Genomic DNA, 20443 nt, shown 5'->3' on the forward strand with positions numbered 1-20443 from the left:
AGGTCCTCTTCCCAGCTTCACCGGCACCGGCGAGCGCGATCACGAGATTCCGAATTCCTTGCCCAGCAGCTCGAACATCTCTTCGTCGGTGGCCGACGCGACGTCCTGGACCGCCGACGGTTCGTCGAGGGGCCTGCTGTCCTTCAACGCGGTGGTGAGTTTCTGCATCCGCAGCACGATCCGGGCGGCCGCCTCGGATCCCGGGACGCCGAGCAGCGCCGCTTCGAGCCGTTCGTAGTCCTCGAGCAGCGCTTCGGCCGGGTCTCCGCCGAACGCGGCTTCGAGGTGGCCGGCGAGAGCGGTGGCCGTCGGGTGGTCGAACACCGCGGTCGCGGGCAGCGCGACCCCGGTCGCCGCGGCGAGCCGGTTGCGGAACTCGACCGCGGTCAGCGAGTCGAAGCCCAGGTCGCGGAAGGCCCGGCCGGGCGCGATGGCCCCCGCCGACGCGTGTCCCAGCGCGGCGGCCGCCTGCGCCCGGACCAGGTCGAGCAGCAGCCGGCCGCGCTCGGCCGCCGACGCGGCACGCAGCCGCTCGGCCTGCGAGCCGGCGTCCGCCTCGGTGGCCATCGCCTGCGCGGCTTCCGGGACGCCGGTGAGCAGCGGGCTCGGCCGCACGGCGGCGAACGCGGGCGCGAACCGGGGCCAGTCGACGTCGGCCACGGTCACGGTCCCGGTGGCCGCCATCAGCCTGCCGAGTTCGCGCAGTGCGGCTTCCGGCCGCATGGCGGCGATCCCGCCCCGCTCCACCCGCTCCGCCGCGGCGCCCGTGGCGGCCATCCCGGCCGCCGCCCACGCGCCCCAGGCGACCGACAGCGCCGGAAGTCCATTGTGGACCCGCTGGTCGGCGAGCGCGTCGAGGTGGGCGTTGGCGGCCGCGTAGTTGCCCTGCCCGCTCCCGCCGATCGTGGCGGCCAGCGAGGAGAACAGCACGAACGCCGAGACCGGGTGGTCACGGGTCAGCTCGTCCAGCAGCCGGGCGGCGGTCACCTTGGCCCGGAACACGGTCGCGAACCGCGCCGGCGTGAGCCCGTCGACCACGCCGTCGTCGAGCACGCCCGCGGTGTGGAAGACCGCGGTGACCCGTTCGCCCGCCAAGACCTCGGCGAGCGCTTCGCGGTCGGCGATGTCGCAGGCGACGATCCGGACGTCGGCCCCGGACAGCTCGGCCCGCAGTTCCTCGGCGCCGGGAGCGTCAGGCCCGCGGCGGCTGAGGAGGAGCAGCCGGGTGGCGCCCCGCGCCACGGCCCACTTCGCCACCTCGGCGCCGAGGGCTCCGGTGCCTCCGGTGATCAGGACGGTCCCGTCCGGGGTCCAGTCGCCGCCCGGTACGCCGCCCAGCCGGGTGAGCCGCCGCCCGCGGACGCCGGATTCGCGCACCACGACCTGGTCTTCGGCGCCGGTGAGCACCCCGGCCAAGCGCGGCCCGGTCCGCTCGTCCAGCTCGGCGGGCACGTCCACCAGCCCGCCCCAGCGGTCGGGCAGCTCGAGGGCGATCGTCCGGCCCAGCCCCCACACCGCCGCCGCGTCCGGGTCGCCGGGCCCGTCGACGGCCATCGCGTCGCGGGTCACCGCCCAGACCCGCGCGGTCACCCCGGCATCGCCGAGCGCCTGCACCGCGGTGGCGGTGTGCACGACGTCGAGGGCCACCAGCACCCCGGCGTAGTCACCCGCCACGGCCTCGGCCAGCTCGGCTCGGTCGGCCCCCGCCGGAACCACGACCTGACGGACGCCGGCACCCGCGTCCGTCAGCGCGGTCGCCAGGTCCGCGGACCCGCCGTCGGAAAGCAGCAGCCACTCCCCGGACAGCTCGGCCGCGCGGTCCGGGACCGGCTGCCACGTCGCCCGGTAGCGCCAGGTGCCCGCCCGAGGGCCGGTGGCCGAGTCCAGCCAGAACCGTTCCCGCTGGAAGGCGTAGGTCGGCAGGTCCACCCGGTTCCGGGCGGTGCCGAGCACTGGTGCCCAGTCCACGGCGACCCCGTGCACGTGCGCCCGCGCCAAGGCCGTGAGCAGCGTGGCGGTGCCGTCACGGTCCGCCAGCTGGGTCGCCGTGACCAGCGCGCCGGCCGCGCCCGGCACGCCGTGGGCCGCCGCGGCCAGCACGCCCTGCGGCCCCACCTCGGCGAACCGGGTCACCCCGTCCGCGGCGGCGACGCCGACCGCGTCGGCGAACCGGACCGTGCCGCGCACCTGGTCCACCCAGTACCCGGCCGAGCACAGTTCGGCGCTCGCGGCCTTCCCGGTGACCGTGGAGACGATCGGCAGCCGCGGTTCGTGGTACTCCACAGTGGACGCGACGGCCGCGAACCCGGCCAGCATCGGGTCCATCCGGTGCGAGTGGAACGCGTGCGACACCTTCAACCGGTTCGTCTTGCGGTCCCCCGCCCACCGGGCGACCGCCTCGACGGCGTCGACGTCCCCGGAGACGACCACGGCTTCGGGGCCGTTGACCGCGGCCACCGACACCCCGGGCAGCTCCGCGACGACCGGGCCGATGTCCTCTTCGGACGCTTGCACGGCGAGCATGGCCCCGCCTTCGGGCAGCGCCTGCATCAACCGGCCCCGCGCGGCCACCAGCACACACGCGTCAGCCAGCGAGAACACCCCGGCCACGTGCGCCGCCGCCAGCTCCCCGATCGAATGTCCGATGAGGACGTCCGGCCGGACACCGAACGACTCCAGCAACCGGAACAACGCCACCTCGACCGCGAACAACCCGGCCTGCGCGAACACCGTCCGGTTCAGCAGCTCGGCATCGGAGCCCCACAGCACGTCCCGCACCGGGGAATCCCACCGGGCACACACCTCGTCGAAGGCCTCGGCGAACACCGGGAACCGCTCGTACAGGTCCCGGCCCATGCCCAGCGCCTGCGAACCCTGTCCGGAGAACAGGAAGGCCGTCTTGCCCGGCCCGGCCGAGCCGGTCAGCACGCTCGCCGCGGAAGCGCCCGAGGCGACCGCCGCCAGGCCGGCCAGCAGCGCGTCCCGGTCGGCACCGACGACGACGGCACGTTCGTCCAGCGCGGCCCGGCCGGTCAGCAGGGAGTGCGCCACGTCGGCCCGGTCGAGCCCCGGCGCGGCCAGCAGCCGCTCGCGCAGCCGGCCGGCCTGCGCCCGCAGCGCGGCCGCCGACCGGGCGGACAGCACCAGCGGCACCGGGCCGGACACGGCGGGCGCGGGCGTCTCGGGCGCCGGGGACGCCGCTTCGAAGACGGCGTGCACGTTGGTGCCGCTGATCCCGAACGAGGACACCGCGGCCCGGCGGGGTTCGCCGGTGTCCGGCCAGTCCGTGGCCTCGGTGAGCAGCCGCACGGTGCCGTCCGGCCAGTCCACCCGGGTGCTCGGCACGTCGGCGTGCAGGGTGCGCGGCAGCACGCCGTGGCGCATCGCCTGCACCACCTTGATCACGCTCGCCACGCCGGCCGCGGCCTGGGTGTGGCCGAGGTTGGACTTGACCGAACCCAGCCACAGCGGGCGCCGCGGGTCGCGGCCCCGGCCGTAGGTGGCGATCAGCGCCTGCGCCTCGATCGGGTCGCCGAGCCGGGTGCCGGTGCCGTGGGCTTCGACCGCGTCGACCTGGTGGGCCGACAGCCGGGCCGCGGCCAGCGCCTGGGTGATCACCCGCTGCTGGGACGGGCCGTTCGGGGCGGTGAGCCCGTTCGACGCGCCGTCGGAGTTCATCGCGGAGCCGCGGAGCACGGCCAGCACCGGGTGTCCGTTGCGCCGCGCGTCGGAGAGCCGTTCGAGCAGCAGAATGCCCGCGCCCTCGGCGAGGCCGAAGCCGTCCGCGCCGTCGCCGAACGCCTTGCACCGGCCGTCCGGCGCGAGCCCGCCCTGCCTGCTGAAGGCGAGGAAGACCGCCGGGGTCGGCATCACGGTGACCCCGCCCGCCAGCGCCAGCGAGCACTCCCGCTGGCGCAGGGCGTGCCGGGCCCAGTGCAGGGCGACCAGCGACGACGAACACGCCGTGTCCACGGTGGCCGTCGGGCCCTCCAGCCCGAAGGTGTAGGCGAGCCGGCCGGACACCACGCTGGTGGCGTTGCCGGTCAGCAGGTGCCCTTCCGCGGTCGCGGCCTCCGTGCGGCGGCCGGTGCCGTACCCGCAGGGCGCGGCCCCGACGAAGACCCCGGTGCGGCTGCCGCGTACCGACATCGGATCGATGCCGGCGTGCTCGAACGCCTCCCACGAGGTTTCGAGCACGAGCCGCTGCTGCGGGTCCATCGTGATCGCCTCGCGCGGGCTGATGCCGAAGAAGCCGGCGTCGAACTCCGCGGCGTCGTGCAGGAAGCCGCCGGCCCGCGAGTAGGTGGTGCCGGGCTTGTCCGGCGCGGCCCCGGGCGCGAGCAGCGCGTCGAGGTCCCAGCCCCGGTCGCCCGGCAGGTCGGTGACGGCGTCACCGCCCGCCGCCACCAGGTCCCACAGGCTGTCCGCCGACGTGATCCCGCCGGGGTACCGGCAGCCGATCCCGATGACGGCGATCGGCTCGGCGTCGCGTTCTTCGAATTCGCGCACCCGCCGGTTGGCTTCGCGCAGTTCGGTGGTGGCCCGCCGGAGGTAGTCGCGCAGGGTGCCGTTGTCCGTCATGAAGACCTGCCCAGTTCGCTGTCGAGCACTTCGAAGAGTTCGTCGTCGCCGGCCAGCTCGAGGTCGTCGCCGGGTGCGCCGTCGCCGGACCGGAGGCCGGTCCAGCCGCGGACGAGTGCGCGCAGCCGCGCGGTGACGCTGTCGGCCGCCAGTTCGTCGGCGGCGACCGCGGCGGCCCCGTCGGCGTCGAGCCCGGCGAGCGTGGCTTCCAGCCGCCCGAGCTCGTCGAGCAGCGCGACCACGGGCCGCGGGGCGCCGCCGTCGCCCAGCAGCTCGTGCAGCCGGGCGGCCACCGCCGCCGAGGTCGGGTAGTCGAAGATCACCGTGGCGGGCAGCCGCAGGCCGGTCGCGGCCGTGAGCCGGTTGCGCAGTTCGACCGCGGTCAGCGAGTCGAAGCCGAGCTCGCTCAGGGCCCGCTCCGGCTCGATCGCGGCGGCGGACTCGTGGGCGAGCACCGTCGCCACGTGGCCGCGCACCAGGTCGAGGAGGAACCGGTCGCGGTCGTCGGCGGGGATCGCCTCGAACCGCTGCGCGAACGACGGCCCGGTCTCCTCGCCCGCGGCCACCACCCGGCGGGGGCCGGCCGGCACCAGTCCGCGCAGCACCGCGGGGACCGCGGCCCGCGACCGCAGGGCGGCGAGGTCGAGGTCGACCGGCACCACGGCCGGTTCGGCGGCGCGCAGCCCGGCGTCGAACAGCGCCAGAGCGTCCTCTGTGGACAGTGGTCGGATGCCGCCGCGCGACAGCCGCGCCCGGTCGGCCCCGGCCAGGTGCCCGGTCATCCCGCTGGCTTCGGCCCACAGTCCCCAGGCCAGCGACGTCGCCGGCAGCCCGTGTGCCCGGCGGTGCCGGGCCAGGGCGTCCAGGAACGCGTTCGCGGCCGCGTAAGCCGGTTGCCCGGCGCTGCCGAAGGTGCCCGCTCCTCCGGAGAATAGGACGAAGGCGGCGACGTCACCACACAGCTCGTGCAGGTTCAGTGCCGCATCGACCTTCGGCCGCAGGACCGCGGTCAGCCGGTCCGGGGTCACCGACTCGAGCACGCCGTCGTCGAGCACCCCGGCCGCGTGGACCACGGCCGAAAGCTCGCGACCGGCGATGACCTGTTCCAGGGCGTCCCGGTCGGCCGCGTCGCAGGCGACGATCTCGGTTCGGGCGCCCAGCAGTTCCAGTTCCTCCCGCAGTTCGTCCGCGCCGGGTGCGTCCGGGCCGCGACGGCTCAGCAGCAGCAGGTCCCGTACCCCGTGCGTGGAGACCAGGTGCCGCGCCAGCAGCGCGCCCAGGGTGCCGATGCCGCCGGTGACCAGGACCGTGCCGTCGGCGAGGCCGGCCGGGATGCGCAGGACGAGCTTGCCGACGTGCTTGGCCTGGCTCATCGTCCGGAAGACGTCCCGCGCCTCGGTGATGTCCCGCACCGAAACCGGCAGCGGCCGCAGCACCCCGCGTTCGAACAGCGCGGTGAGCTCGGAAAGCATCTCGGCCAGCCGGTCGGGGGAGGCCTCGATGAGGTCGAACGCCTCATACCGGACGCCGGGGTACTCCTTGGCGACCAGCTCCGGGTCGCGGACGTCGTTCTTGCCCATCTCGACGAACCGGCCACCCCGCGGCAACAGACGCAGGGACGCATCCACGAACTCACCGGTGAGCGCGTCCAGCACCACATCGACCCCGGCACCACCGGTGGCCGCCAGGAACTCGAACTCGAAGTCCAACGTCCGCGAAGACGCCAGCCGCTCCTCCGCGATCCCCACCGCCGGCCACTTCGCCGGACTCGCCGTCCCGAACACCGTGGCACCCAGGTGCCCGGCGATCTGCACCGCGGCCATGCCCACGCCACCGGCGGCCGCGTGCACCAGCACGGACTCGCCTTCGCGGACGCCGGCCAGGTCGTTCAGCGCGTACCACGCGGTCAGGAACGCCACCGGAACCGAAGCCGCCGTCTCGAACGACCAGCCCGCCGGCAGCACGGCCATCGCCCGCCGGTCCGCCACGGCGACCGGCCCGAGCGCGCCGTTGAACAAGCCGAAGACCCGGTCCCCCGGCGCCAGGTCGGTGACCGCCGCACCGGTCTCCAGGACCACGCCGGCGCCCTCGGCGCCCATCGGCACCGGGTCGGGATACATCCCGAGCCCGATCAGCACGTCCCGGAAGTTCACCCCGACCGCGCGCAGCCCGACCCGGACTTCGTTGTCCCGCAACGGGCGCCCGGCGTCCGGGTGGCCGATTAGGGCCAGGTTCTCCAGCGTCCCCGCCGCGGTGACGTCGAGCCGCCACGGTCCGGCCGGCGGCCGGAGGTCGTCCGGGGCGGTGCGGGCCAGCCGCGGCACGAACACCTCGCCGCCGCGGACGGCCAGCTGGGGTTCGTCGAGCGCGACGACCGACGGCAGCACTTCGGGGAGCACCGCTTCGGCGTCGACGTCCAGCAGCGCCAGCCGGCCGGGGTGCTCGGCCTGCGCCGACCGCAGCAAACCCCAGACGGGCGACTCCGCCACCCCGGCGACCGGGTCGTCCCGGCGGACGCCGACCGCGTCCCGGGTGACGACCAGGAGCCGGGCCCCGGCGGCTTGCTCGGCGGCGAGCCAGTTTTGCACCGTGGTGAGCGTGGCCGTCAGCCCCGCGCGGACCTCGGCCGCCGTCAGGCCGGCTCGCGGTACCTCGGTGACGAGGACGTCGGCCGCGGCTTCGCCGAGCATCGCCCAGGTGCGGCCGCCGGTGCCCGGCTCGACGCGGTGCCACCCGACGGCGAACAGCGAGCCACGGCGCGCCGCGTCGAACCGGGCCGCCGAAACCGGCCGGGAGACCAGGGAATCGATCGTCGCGACCGGGGCGCCCGTGTCGTCGGCGACGGTCAGCGAGATCGCCTCCTCGCCGACCCGCGAGAGCCGCACCCGCAGTGCGGTCGCGCCGATCGCGGTCAACGTGACGCCGCTGAAGGCGAACGGGAGCCGCCCGACGGCCTCGGCCTCGGTGGTTTCCAGCCCGGCCGCGAGCATCGCCTGGAGTGCGGCGTCGAGCAGGGCCGGGTGCAGGCCGAACCCGTCGGTGCGGCCGCCGGCGGGCAGGCGGACGTCGGCGTAGAAGTCGTTGCCGTCCCGCCAGGCCGCGTGGAGGCCGCGGAAGAGCGGCCCGTAGGTGAACCCGAGCCCGGCGAAGCGGCCGTAGACGTCGTCGAGGTCGATCGGGGCCGCGCCGGGCGGGGGCCAGGTTTCCAGCCCGGTGGGTCCGGCGGGGGCGGCGGCCGGGGCGAGCACGCCCGTCGCGTGCCGGGTCCACGGTGCGCCGGGATCCTCGTCCGGCCGGCTGTGGATCGTCAGGCCGCGCCGTCCGGTCTCGTCGTCGGGGTCCACGGTGAGCTGCAGGCGCAGCCCCCCGCTGCCGGGCACCACCAGCGGGGCTTCCAGGGTGAGTTCCTCGACCAGCCCGCAGCCCGCTTCGTCGGCGGCGCGGACAGCCAGCTCGACGAAGCCGGTGCCGGGCAGCAGCACCGAACCGCGGACGGCGTGGTCGGCGAGCCACGGGTGGGTGTCGAGGCCCAGACGGCCGGTGAGCACCAGCTCGCCGGAGCCCGCCACGGTCATCGCGGCGGCCACCAGGGGGTGTTCGGTGGCGGTGAGGCCGAGGCCGTGCGGGTCGCCCGGCTTCGCCGCGGGGGTGTCCGGCCAGAACCGCCGGCGCTGGAAGGGGTAGGTGGGCAGGTCCACCCGCCGGCCCGGGGTCAGCTTCTCCCAGGCCACCGCCACACCGTGGACGAACGCCTGGCCGAACGCGGTGCAGAGCTGCCGCAGGCCGCCGTGGTCGCGGCGGAGCGTCGGCACCACCGCACCGGCGGCTTCGACGTCGTCGAGAGTCTGCTGCACCCCCACGGTCAGCACCGGGTGCGCCGAGCTTTCCACGAACACCGTGTGCCCGGCCGCGATCGCCGCCCGGACCGCGTCCTCGAACCTCACGGTGGCGCGCAGGTTGCGGTACCAGTAGTCCGCGGTCAGTTCAGCCGTGTCGATCTGACCGCCGGTCAGGGTCGAAAAGAAGATCGTGTCCACACTGGACGGACGCACGGGGGCCAGTTCAGCCAGGATCCGGTCGCGAATCGCCTCCACCTGGGGCGAATGGGACGCGTAATCCACCGGGACCCGCCGGGCGCGGACGCCTTCGGCCTCCCAGGCCGCCTGCGCGGCATCCAAAGCCTCGACCTCACCCGACACCACGGTCGCGGACGGTCCGTTCACCGCCGCGACACCCAGCCGCGGATCCAGCCCGGCCTCGACCTCGGCCACCGGCAACGAAACCGACAACATCCCACCGGTCCCCGCCAGCTCGGTGATCGCCTTGGCGCGCAACGCGACCACCCTCGCGCCATCCTCAAGGGACAAGGCACCCGCGACCACCGCGGCGGCGATCTCACCCTGCGAATGACCGATCACCGCAGCAGGCTCCACACCGGCGGCTCGCCACAGCTCCGCCAGGCAGACCATCACCGCCCAGAGCAGCGGCTGCACCACATCGACGCGTTCCAGCACCGCCGGATCGGCCGAACGCGCCACCTCAGTCAGCGACCAGTCCGCAAAGGACGACAGCGCGGTCTCGCACTCGGCCCACCGAGCCGCGAACACCTCCGAAGAATCCAGCAGCTCCACCGCCATCCCGGCCCACTGCGACCCCTGACCCGGGAACACCAGCACCGGGCCGGTGCCGTCGACCACCGCACCCGTCACCACCGCGGGCGACGGCTCGCCGCCGGCCAGTGCCGTCAGGCCGTCGAGGAGTTCGGCCGGTCCGGTGCCGATCACCACGGCGCGCCGGTCCCACGCGGTCCTGGTCGTCGCCAGCGAGAAGGCCACGTCGGCGGCGGGAAGGCCGGCGACGTGCCCGGCCAGCCGCTGGGCCTGCTCCTGCAGCGCGGCCTCCGACTTCGCGGCCACCACCCACGGCGTCACCGGCGCCGCGGCAGGTGCCTCGGCTTCTTCGGCCACCGGGGCTTCTTCGATGATGACGTGGGCGTTCGTGCCGCTCATGCCGAACGACGAGACGCCGGCACGCCGCGGGGTTTCCACCGCGGGCCAAGGCCGTGCCTCGGTCAGCAGCTCGACCGCGCCGGCCGACCAGTCCACTTCGGACGAAGGGGCGCCGACGTGCAGGGTTTTGGGCAGGCGGCCGTTCCGCAGGGCCAGCACCACCTTCATGACGCCGGCCACGCCGGCCGCGCCCTGGGTGTGGCCGATGTTCGACTTCACCGAACCGAGCCACAGCGGCCGATCGCGGTCCTGGCCGTAGGTCGCCAGCAGCGCCTGGGCCTCGATCGGGTCGCCGAGCTTCGTGCCGGTGCCGTGTGCCTCCACGACGTCGACATCCGCACCGGACAGCCGCGCGTTGGCCAGGGCCTGGGTGATCACCCGTTGCTGCGACGGGCCGTTCGGGGCGGTCAGCCCGTTCGACGCACCGTCCTGGTTCACCGCCGAACCCCGCACCACGGCGAGGATGGGGTGCCCGTGGCGCCGCGCCTCGGACAACCGCTCCACCAGCAGCACGCCGACCCCCTCGGCGAGGCCCATGCCGTCCGCCGTGTCGGCGAACGCCTTGCAGCGGCCGTCCTCGGCCAGCCCGCGCTGCCGGGAGAAGGCGATGAACGCGCCCGGACCCGCCATCAGCGCGACCCCGCCGGCCAGCGCCAGCTCGCAGTCGCCGTTGCGCAGGGCCTGCACGGCCAGGTGCAGCGCGACCAGCGATGACGAACACGCCGTGTCGACGGTGACCGCCGGGCCTTCGAGCCCGAGGGTGTAGGAGATCCGGCCGGAGACCACGCTCGACGCGCTGCCGGTCAGCACGTGGCCTTCCGAGCCCGCCGACGACCGGAGCACGGCCTGCCCGTAGTCGCTGATGTTGCTGCCGGTGAACACGCCGATCCGGTCGCCGCGCACCGACGCCGGGTCGATCCCGGCCCGCTCGAGCACCTCCCACGAGACCTCCAGCAGCAGCCGCTGCTGCGGGTCCATGGCCAGCGCCTCGCGCGGCGAGATGCCGAAGAACGCCGGGTCGAACTCGCCCACGCCCTCGACGAAGGCGCCGTGCCGGACGTGGCTCTTGCCCGGCGCGTCCGGGTCCGGGTCGAACAGGCCCGCCAGGTCCCAGCCGCGGTCGGCCGGGAACTCCGTCACGGCGTCCCCTTCGGACTCCAGCAGCCGCCAGAGGTCTTCCGGCGAGGCCACCCCGCCCGGGAACCGGCAGCCCATCGAGACGATGGCGATCGGCTCGTCGTCGGCGGCGATCGTGACGATCTGGGCGGGCGCGTCGGCTTCGGCGCCGAAGACGCGGCCGTGCAGGTAGTTCGCCAGCGCTTCCGGCGTCGGGTAGTCGAACACGGCCGTGGTGGGCAGTTTCAGCCCGGTCGCGGTGGCCAGCCGGTTGCGCAGGTCGACCGCGGTCAGCGAGTCGAACCCGAAGTCGCGGAAGGCCTTGCCCGGCACCACGGCCGCCGCCGAAGCGTGGCCCAGGACGGCCGCGGCCTGCCCCCGCACGGTCTCCAGCACGGATTGCCGCCGTTCGGCCGCGGACAGCCCGGCCAGGGCCCGGCGCAGCTCGGACGGCTCGCCCGCGGCCGGGCCCGGCTCGACCCGGTCGGCGGCGAGGATCTCCGCCGCTTCCGGGACGTCGGCGATCAGCGGCCGCGGCCGGGCCGAGCCGAACGCGGGCACGAACCTGTCCCAGTCGACGTCGGCGAGGGCGATGGACGGCCGGTCGTGGTCGAGTTCGCGGCGCAACGCGCTCATCGCGATCTCGGGGTCGAGGAACGGCAGCCCGCGTTTGCGGACGAGGCTCGGGTCCACGCCCTCGGGGATGGTCGCGCCGGTCCACTCGTTGGCCGCGTGCCAGATGCCCCAGGCGATGGAGCTCGCCGGGAGGCCGCGGGCCCGGCGGTGCTCGGCGAACGCGTCGAGGTAGGCGTTCGCCGCGCCGTACGCGCCGTGGTCGCCGCTGCCCCAGACCCCGGCGATGGAGGAGAACAGCACGAACGCGTCGAGCTCTTCGCCGTCGAGCAGTTCGGCGAGGTGCTGCGCGCCGAGCACCTTGGCCGCCATCACGGCGGAGAACTCGGCGAGCGTCGCGGTTTCGATCGCGCCGATGTCAATCAGGGCGGCCGCGTGGATCACCGCGCGCACCGGGTCGCCCGCCGTGCGCAGCTCGGCCAGGAGCGCGGCCAGCGCGGCCTTGTCCGCGACGTCGCAGCGGACGGCGGTGAGCCGCACGCCGGAGCGGGCCAGTTCGGCGGTGAGTTCGGGGACGCCCGGCGCGTCCGGGCCGCGCCGGCCCGGGAGCACGATGTGGCCGGCGCCCGCGCCGGCGAGCCAGCGCACCACCAGCGGGCCGAGGTCACCGGTGCCGCCGGTGACCAGCACGGTCCCGCGCGGCTGCCAGGTCCGGCCGGGCCGCTCGTCGCCGAGCGGCGCGCGGGTGAGCCGCCGGGTGAACACCCCGGACGGCCGGACGGCCAGCTGGTCTTCGTCGTCCGCCGCGGCCAGCACCGAGGCCAGCCGCTCGGCGGCCCGCTCGTCGATCACTTCGGGAAGGTCGACGAGGCCGCCCCAGCGGGCGGGGTGTTCGAGGGCCACGACCCGGCCGAGCCCCCAGACCTGGGCCTGCAGCGGCCGGGGCAGGTCTTCGCCGTCCGCCACCGCGACCGCGCCGCGGGTGAGGCACCAGAGCCGCGCGGGGACACCGGCGTCGCCGAGCGCCTGGGCCAGCGTGAGCGTGCCGGCGAGCCCGGCCGTCATCGCCGGGTGCTCCGGGTGCGGCGTCTCGTCGGCCGCGAGCAGCGACACGACCCCGGCGACCTCGCGGCCCGGTTCGCCCAGGCGGCGGGCGAGGTCCGCCCGGCCGGTGCCCGGGGCGAGTTCGAGCTCGACGACATCGGCACCGTGGGCGGCGAGCGCCGTGACGACGTCGGCCGGGCGCGCGCCGGCCGGGGTGACGACCAGCCAGGTCCCGGCCAGGCGGTCCGCCGGGCGGGCGAGCGGCTTCCAGGTGATCCGGTAGCGCCAGCGGTCGGCCGTCGCGTGTGCCCGGCGCTGCCGGTGCCAGGCCGAGAGGGCGGGCACGACGGCGCCGAGTTCACCGTCGCCGAGGTGCAGGGCGTCCGCGAGGTCTTCGAGGTCTTCGCGCTCGACGGCGTCCCAGAACCGGGTCTCCACCGAGTCGGCGGCCAGTGCGACCGCGGCCGGCCGGGCCGGCGGCCAGAAGCGTTCGCGCTGGAACGCGTACGTCGGCAGGTCCACCCGGACCGGCCGGGCGTCCGCGAACACCGCCGCCCAGTCGACGGCCACGCCGAGGACGTGCGCTTCGGCGTACGCGGTGAGCACCTGGGTGAGATCGCCGTGCTCGCGGCGCAGCGTGCCCAGTGCGGCGCCGGTGGCCTCCAGCGCGTCCAAGGTCTGCTGGATGCCGACGGTCAGCACGGGGTGGGCCGAAGCCTCGACGAACGTCGTGTGCCCGGCCGCCGCGAGCGCGCGAACGGCCTGCTCGAACCGGACGGTCTCGCGCAGGTTGCGGTACCAGTAGCCGGCGGTCAGCTGCGCGGTGTCGAGCGGCTCGCCGGTCAGCGTCGAGGCGAAGACCGTGCGGACCGGGCGCGGGGTGATCCCCGCGAGGTCGGCGAGGACGCGGTCGCGGATGGCCTCCACCTGGGGCGAGTGCGAGGCGTAGTCCACCGGGATGCGGCGGACGCGGACGCCCTCGGCTTCCCAGCGCGCCTGCGCTTCGTCGAGCGCGGTGACCTCACCCGAGACGACGGTCACCGACGGGCCGTTCACCGCGGCGATGCCCAGCCGCGGGTCCAGCCCGGCTTCGACGTCGGCCACCGGCAACGGCACCGACAGCATCCCGCCCGTACCCGCCAGTTCCGTGATGGCCTTGGCCCGCAACGCGACCACGCGCGCCCCGTCCTCGACGGACAGCGCTCCGGCGACCACCGCGGCGGCGATCTCACCCTGCGAATGCCCGATCACCGCGGCCGGCTCGACACCCGCCGAGCGCCACAACTGGGCCAGGCAGACCATCACCGCCCACAACAGCGGCTGGACGACGTCGACCTGCTCCAGCACGGCCGGATCAGCCGAACGCGCCACCTCCGTCAACGACCAGTCCACAAAAGACTTGAGCGCGGTTTCGCACTCCGCCCACCGAGCCGCGAACACCGCCGAAGAATCCAGCAGCTCCACCGCCATCCCGACCCACTGCGAACCCTGCCCCGGGAAGACCAGCACCGGACCAGCGCCCGGCGAACCGGCCACGCCGGTCACCGCGGCCGGTTCGCCCGCGGCCACGCCGGCCAGCCCGGCGAGGAGGGAGTCGGAGCCGGTGCCGACGACGACCGCCCGGTGCTCCAGGTGCGCCCGGGTGGTGGCCAGCGACCAGGCCACGTCGGCCGGGGCTTCGGTGCGGCCGGCCAGGAACCGGCCGAGCCGGGCGGCCTGGGCGCGCAGGGCTTCCGGCGTCCGGCCCGACACCGTCCACACGACCGGTCCCGGCCGCGGCTCCGGCCGCACGGGGACCACTGCTGCCGGGGCCTGTTCGAGGATCACGTGCGCGTTGGTGCCGCTGATCCCGAACGAGGAGACGCCCGCGCGGCGCGGCCGGCCGGTCTCGGGCCAGTCCCGCGCCTCGGTCAGCACCTCGACCGCACCGGCCGACCAGTCCACGAAGGACGACGGGGTGTCGACGTGCAGCGTCTTCGGCAGCACGCCGTGCCGCATGGCCTGCACCATCTTGATGACGCCGCCGACGCCGGAGGCCGCCTGCGCGTGCCCGATGTTCGACTTGATCGAGCCGAGCAGCAGCGGGTGCGCCCGGTCGCGGCCGTAGGTGGCGAGCAGCGCCTGCGCTTCGATGGGGTCGCCGAGCTTCGTGCCGGTGCCGTGCGCCTCGACCGCGTCGACGTCCTGCGTGCCGAGCCCGGCGTCGGCGAGCGCCGCCCGGATGACCCGTTGCTGGGACAGGCCGTTCGGGGCGGTCAAGCCGTTCGAAGCGCCGTCGGAGTTCACCGCCGAGCCGCGGACGACGGCGAGGATCCGCCGTCCGTTGCGGCGGGCGTCGGACAGCCGCTCGACCAGCAGCAGGCCCACGCCTTCGGAGAACCCGGCGCCGTCGGCCGCGTCCGCGAACGCCTTGCACCGGCCGTCGGGCGCGAGGCCGCCCTGCGCCGCCATCTCGGTGAACAGGCCCGGCGTCGACATCACGGTGACCCCGCCGGCGAGCGCGAGCGAGCATTCCCCCGAACGCAGGGCCTGCGCGGCGAGGTGGAGCGCGACGAGGGACGACGAGCACGCGGTGTCCACGGTGACCGAAGGTCCTTCGAGCCCGAGCACGTAGGAGACGCGGCCGGAGACCACGCTGCCGGAGTTGCCGGTGCCGATGTAGCCCTCGGCGCCCTTGCGCAGCCCGGGCATGAGGGTGGCGTAGTCGTGGTACATGGCGCCCGCGAACACGCCGGTGCGGCTGCCGCGCAACGCCGTCGCGTCGATGCCCGCGTCCTCGACCGCTTCCCACGCCGTCTCGAGCAGGAGCCGTTGCTGCGGGTCCATGGCCAGGGCCTCGCGCGGCGAGATGCCGAAGAACCCGGCGTCGAATTCCGCGGCGTCGTGGAGGAACCCGCTTTCGCGGGCGCCGGACAGCGCCGCCGGGTCCCAGCCGCGGTCGGCGGGGAACGCGGTGACCGCGTCGCCGCCGGATTCGACCAGCTGCCACAGGTCCGCGGCGGAGGCGACCCCGCCGGGGAACCGGCAGCCGATGCCGATGACGGCGATCGGTTCGTCGGCGGCGGCGCCGGCCGGCGGCGCGGTGGTGACGACCCGGTCGCCGAGGCCGAGCAGTTCGCGCCGGACGTGTTCGGCGAGCACGTCCGGGGTCGGGTAGTCGAAGACGAGGGTGGCGGGCAGCTTCAGGCCGGTCGCGGCGCCGAGCCGGTTGCGCAGCTCGACCGCGGTCAGCGAGTCGAAGCCGAGCTCGGTGAACGAGCGGTGCGGGTCCACCGCCGCGGCCGAGGTGTGCCGGAGCACGTCGGCGACCTGCGCGCGGACGATGCCGAGCACGGTGCGCCGCTGCTCGTCGAGCTCGAGCCCGCCGAGGCCGCCGACTCCCGTCTCGGCGCGGACGACCCGGCGGCGAGGACTGCCCACCAGGCCGGTGAGCAGCGCGGGGGCCGCTCCGGGTCGGAGGGCGGCGAGGTCGAGCGCGACCGGGGCGGCCGCGGGGAGGTCCGCGGCCAGTGCGGCGTCGAGCAGCGCGATACCGTCCGATGTGGACAGAGAGCGGACCCAGGACCGGGCCAGCCTGCCGCTGTCGTCGCCGGCGAGGTGTGCGGTCATGTCGCTGGCCTGTTCCCACAATCCCCAGGCCAGGGCGGTCGCGGGGAGTCCGCGGGCGCGCCGGCGCTGGGCCAGCGCGTCCAGCCACGTGTTGGCCGCCGCGTAATTGCCCTGTCCCGGTACGCCGAACACCCCGGCCGCGGAAGAGAACAGGACGAACTTCTCCACGTCCCCCGCCAGTTCGTGCAGGTTCCAGGCCGCATCGACCTTGGGCCGCCACACCGTCCCTAGCCGCTCCGGCGTCAGCGACTCGACGACGCCGTCATCGAGCACACCCGTCGCGTGCACCACCGCCGTCAGGTGCTCGATGCTGCTCAAGACCTCGGCCAATGCCTCGCGATCCGCCGCGTCGCAGGCCACGATCCGGACCGTGGCATCCAGGTTCGCCAGCTCTTCCGCGCCCGGCGCGTCCATGCCACGACGGCTCAGCAGCACCAGGTCACGAACACCGCGCTCGACCAGATGACGAGCCACCAGACCACCGAGCAGGCCGGTGCCACCGGTGATCAACGTCGTGCCTTCCGTCGGCCACGCGACCTCTGCGGTGGTCGCCGCGCGCCGCAGCCTCGGCACGTACAGAGCGCCGTCGCGGACCGCCAGCTGCGGCTCGTCCGGCAGGGTGGCAGGCACGTCCCCGTCCGTGTCCAGCAACACGAACCGGCCGGGGTGCTCCGACTGCGCCGACCGCACCAGACCCCAGATACCCGCCTGCGCCAAGCCGGTGACGGCGTCGCCCGCAGTGACGCCGATGGCGTCCCGTGTGACCACGACGAGGCGCCCTTCGGGCCGGTCGAGCCAGCCCTGGATCGCCGCCAGTGCCTGGACCGGATCAGCGGGCTCGACCAGCTCGGTCCACGCCGCCGCCTCGGCGGGAGCCGGTTCCCAGGCCACCTCGTAGAGGGAGCCGGCCGTGGGCAGCCGGTCGCCGGAGGCCACGCGCAGGGCGAGGCGGTCGGCGGTGACCACGGGCAGCCCGGTTTCGTCGGTGACCAGCACGCCAACCGCGTCGGCGCCCTGGGCGGTCAGCCGGACGCGCACGCGCCGGGCCCCCGCGGCGTGCACGCGGACGCCAGACCACGCGAACGGCAGCCGGGGGCCGCCGTCGGCGGCCAGCAGGCCGCCCGCACCCGCCGCGTGCAGGCAGGCGTCGAGGAGCGCCGGGTGCACGGCGAACCCGTCGGCCTCGCCCGCCGCCTCGGGCAGCGCGACCTCGGCGAACACGACGTCGTCGGCGCGCCAGACCGCGCGCAGGCCCTGGAAGGCCGGGCCGTAGCCGTACCCGGCCTCCGCGGTACCGGCGTAGAAGCCGTCGATGCCGACCGGCTCGGCGTCCGCGGGCGGCCAGGCGGTGAGGGTGCCGGCGGTTCCGGTGCGGACGCGCGTCAAGGTGCCGGAGGCGTGCCGGGTCCACGGGTCGTCGGTGGCGGCGTCGTCCGGGCGGGAGTGGATCGTGACGGCGACGCGGCCGTCGTCCGCCGTGGTCGTCACGACCTGGACCGCGAGGGCGCCGGAGCCGGGCAGCCGGAGCGGGGTTTCGAGGGTCAGTTCCTCGACGGTGTCGCAGCCGGCGAGGTCGCCGGCGCGGACGGCCAGGTCGAGCAGCGCGGTGCCGGGGACCAGGACGGCACCGAGCACGGCGTGGTCGGCGAGCCAGCCGTGCGTCCGGGCGGACAGCCGTCCGGTGAGCACGACCTGTCCGGAACCGGCGACGGACACGACGGCGCCGAGCAGCGGGTGCCCGGCGGTGCCGAGCCCGGCCGCGGCGAGGCCGGCGCCACCCGGCGCGGTCCGCACCCAGTACCGTTCGCGCTGGAAGGCGTAGGTGGGCAGGTCGACCCGCTGCCCCGGGGTCAGCTTCTCCCAGGCGACGGCCACCCCGTGGACGTAGGCGTCCGCGTAGGCGGTGAAGAGCTGCTGCTGGTCGCCGTGGTCCCGGCGCAGGGTCGGCACCACCGCACCGGCGGCGCCCACCTCGTCGAGCGTCTGCTGGACGCCGACGGTGAGCACGGGGTGGGCCGAACTTTCCACGAACACGGTGTGCCCGGCCACGACTGCCGCCCGGACGGCGTCTTCGAACCGCACGGTGGCGCGGAGGTTGCGGTACCAGTAATCCGCGGTCAGCTCGGCCGTGTCGATCGCTTCACCGGTCAACGTCGAGAAGAACACAGTGTCCACACTGGACGGAGACACCGGCGCCAGGTCAGCGAGGATCCGCTCGCGAATCGCCTCCACTTGGGGCGAGTGGGACGCATAGTCCACCGGCACCCGCCGGACGCGAATCCCGGCGGCCTCCCACACCGCCTGAGCGGCATCCAGCGCGGCGACCTCACCGGAAACCACCGTCGCCGACGGCCCATTCACCGCCGCAACACCCAGCCGCGGATCCAGCCCGGCCTCCACCTCGGCCACCGGCAACGGAACAGACAACATCCCACCAGTACCCGCCAGCTCGGTGATCGCCTTCGCCCGCAGAGCAACCACCCGAGCACCGTCCTCAAGGGACAGCGCACCGGCCACCACCGCGGCCGCGATCTCACCCTGCGAATGCCCGATCACCGCGACAGGCGCGACACCGGCATCCCGCCACAGCTCGGCCAGGCAGACCATCACCGCCCACAGCAGCGGCTGCACGACATCGACCCGCTCCAGCACCGAGGGGTCGTTCGAGCGGGCAACGCCGGTCAGCGACCAGTCCACCAAGGACGAAAACGCGGTCTCGCACTCGGCCCACCGAGCCGCGAAGACCGGCGACGAGTCGAGAAGCCCGACCGCCATGCCGACCCACTGCGAACCCTGACCGGGGAACACCAGCACCGGACCGGCGGTGTCGACCGCTCGCCCGGTCACCACCCCGGGTGCGGGCGCCCCGGCGGCCAGTGCCGCCAGGCCGTCGAGGAGTCCGGCGCGATCGGCGCCGGCCACGACCGCGCGCTCCGGCCACACGGCCCTCGACGTCACCAGGGAAAACGCCACGTCGGCGGGAGCGAGGTCCGGACGGTCGCGCAGGTGGCGGGCCAGCCGGTCCGCCTGGGCGCGGACCGCCTCCGGCGTCATCGCCGACACCACGAGCGGCACGAGGCCTTCCCCGTGCGGCTCGGCGGCCGCCGGTTCGGCGGCGGGCGCGGCTTCGAGGATGAGGTGGGCGTTGGTGCCGCTCATGCCGAACGACGAGACGGCGGCCCGGCGCGGCCGGTCCGCCTCCGGCCACGGCCGCGGCTCGGTCAGCAGCTCCACCGCGCCGGCCGACCAGTCCACGTGCGACGTCGGTTCGTCCACGTACAGCGTCGACGGGGCAAGGCCGTGCCGCATCGCCATGACCATCTTGATCACGCCCGCGACGCCGGCGGCCGCCTGGGTGTGGCCCAGGTTCGACTTCACCGAGCCGAGCAGCAGCGGACGATCCGCGGGACGGCCCTGGCCGTACGTCGCGAGCAGCGCCTGCGCCTCGATCGGGTCGCCGAGCGTCGTCCCGGTGCCGTGGGCTTCCACGACGTCGATCTCGTCGGCGGCCAGCCGCGCGTCCAGCAGCGCCTGCAGGATCACCCGCTGCTGCGCCGGCCCGTTCGGCGCGGTCAGGCCGGTGCTGGCACCGTCGGAGTTGACCGCGGAGCCACGCAGCACGGCGAGCACCGGGTGCCCGTGGCGCCGGGCGTCGGACAGGCGCTCGACCAGCAGCACGCCGGCGCCTTCACCCCAAGCGGTGCCGTCGGCGGCCTCGGCGAAGGCCTTGACGCGGCCGTCGGCGGCGAGCCCGTTCTGGCGGGTGAACTCGGCGAACGCGCCGGGGGTGGCCATCACGGTCACCCCGCCGGCCAGCGCGAGCGAGCACTCGCCCTCCCGCAGCGACCGCGCCGCCAGGTGCAGGGCCACCAGCGAAGACGAGCACGCGGTGTCCACGGTCAGCGCCGGTCCCTCGAACCCGAGCGCGTAGGCGATCCGGCCGGAGAACACGCTCGCCGAGCCGCCGGTGGCCACGTAGCCACCGAGGTCCTCGGCGGCCCGGCCCAGCAGCGACACGTAGTCGCGGTTGTTGGAGCCGACGAACACGCCGGTCCGGCTGCCGCGCAGCACGGCGGGGTCGATCCCCGCCCGCTCCAATGCCTCCCACGACGTCTCGAGCAGCAGCCGCTGCTGAGGGTCCATGGCCAGGGCCTCGCGCGGCGAGATCCCGAAGAAGCCGGGATCGAACTCGGCGGCGTCGTGCAGGAAGGCACCTTCGCCGGTGGCGAAGCCGTTCGCGCCGTCCGGGACCTCCCAGCCCCGGTCGGCGGGGAACGCGGAGAAGCCGTCGCGGCCGTCCCGCACCAGCGACCAGAGGTCCTCCGGTGACTCGACACCGCCGGGGAAGCGGCAGGCCATCGCGACGATCGCGATGTCCTCCCGCTCGACGGCCTCCAGCTCGGCCAGCCTGCTCTTCGCCTGCCTGAGCTCGGCCGTCATCCACTTGAGGTGGTCGAGAAGCTTCTGCTCACGCGCCACGGGAACAACCCCCATCTTCTCTTGCCCGACAA

2 protein-coding genes are annotated in these 20443 nt (G+C 75.1%); both read right to left on the reverse strand.

The genetic code is table 11. From position 1 onward, the window contains the following. Window positions 1-39 precede the first annotated feature (39 nt). Window positions 40-4563 carry a type I polyketide synthase gene (locus BT341_RS34450; RefSeq protein ID WP_425426500.1) on the reverse strand — a complete coding sequence of 1508 codons (4524 nt, stop codon included), beginning with the start codon at window positions 4561-4563 and terminating at the stop codon, window positions 40-42. 14 nt (window positions 4564-4577) lie between these two features. Then, on the reverse strand, window positions 4578-20411 hold the full coding sequence (locus BT341_RS46180; RefSeq protein ID WP_245805218.1) for a type I polyketide synthase: 15834 nt from the start codon (window positions 20409-20411) through the stop codon (window positions 4578-4580). Window positions 20412-20443 lie beyond the last annotated feature (32 nt).

Origin of the sequence: Amycolatopsis australiensis (assembly GCF_900119165.1) — a bacterium.
GTDB classification, from domain to species: domain Bacteria; phylum Actinomycetota; class Actinomycetes; order Mycobacteriales; family Pseudonocardiaceae; genus Amycolatopsis; species Amycolatopsis australiensis.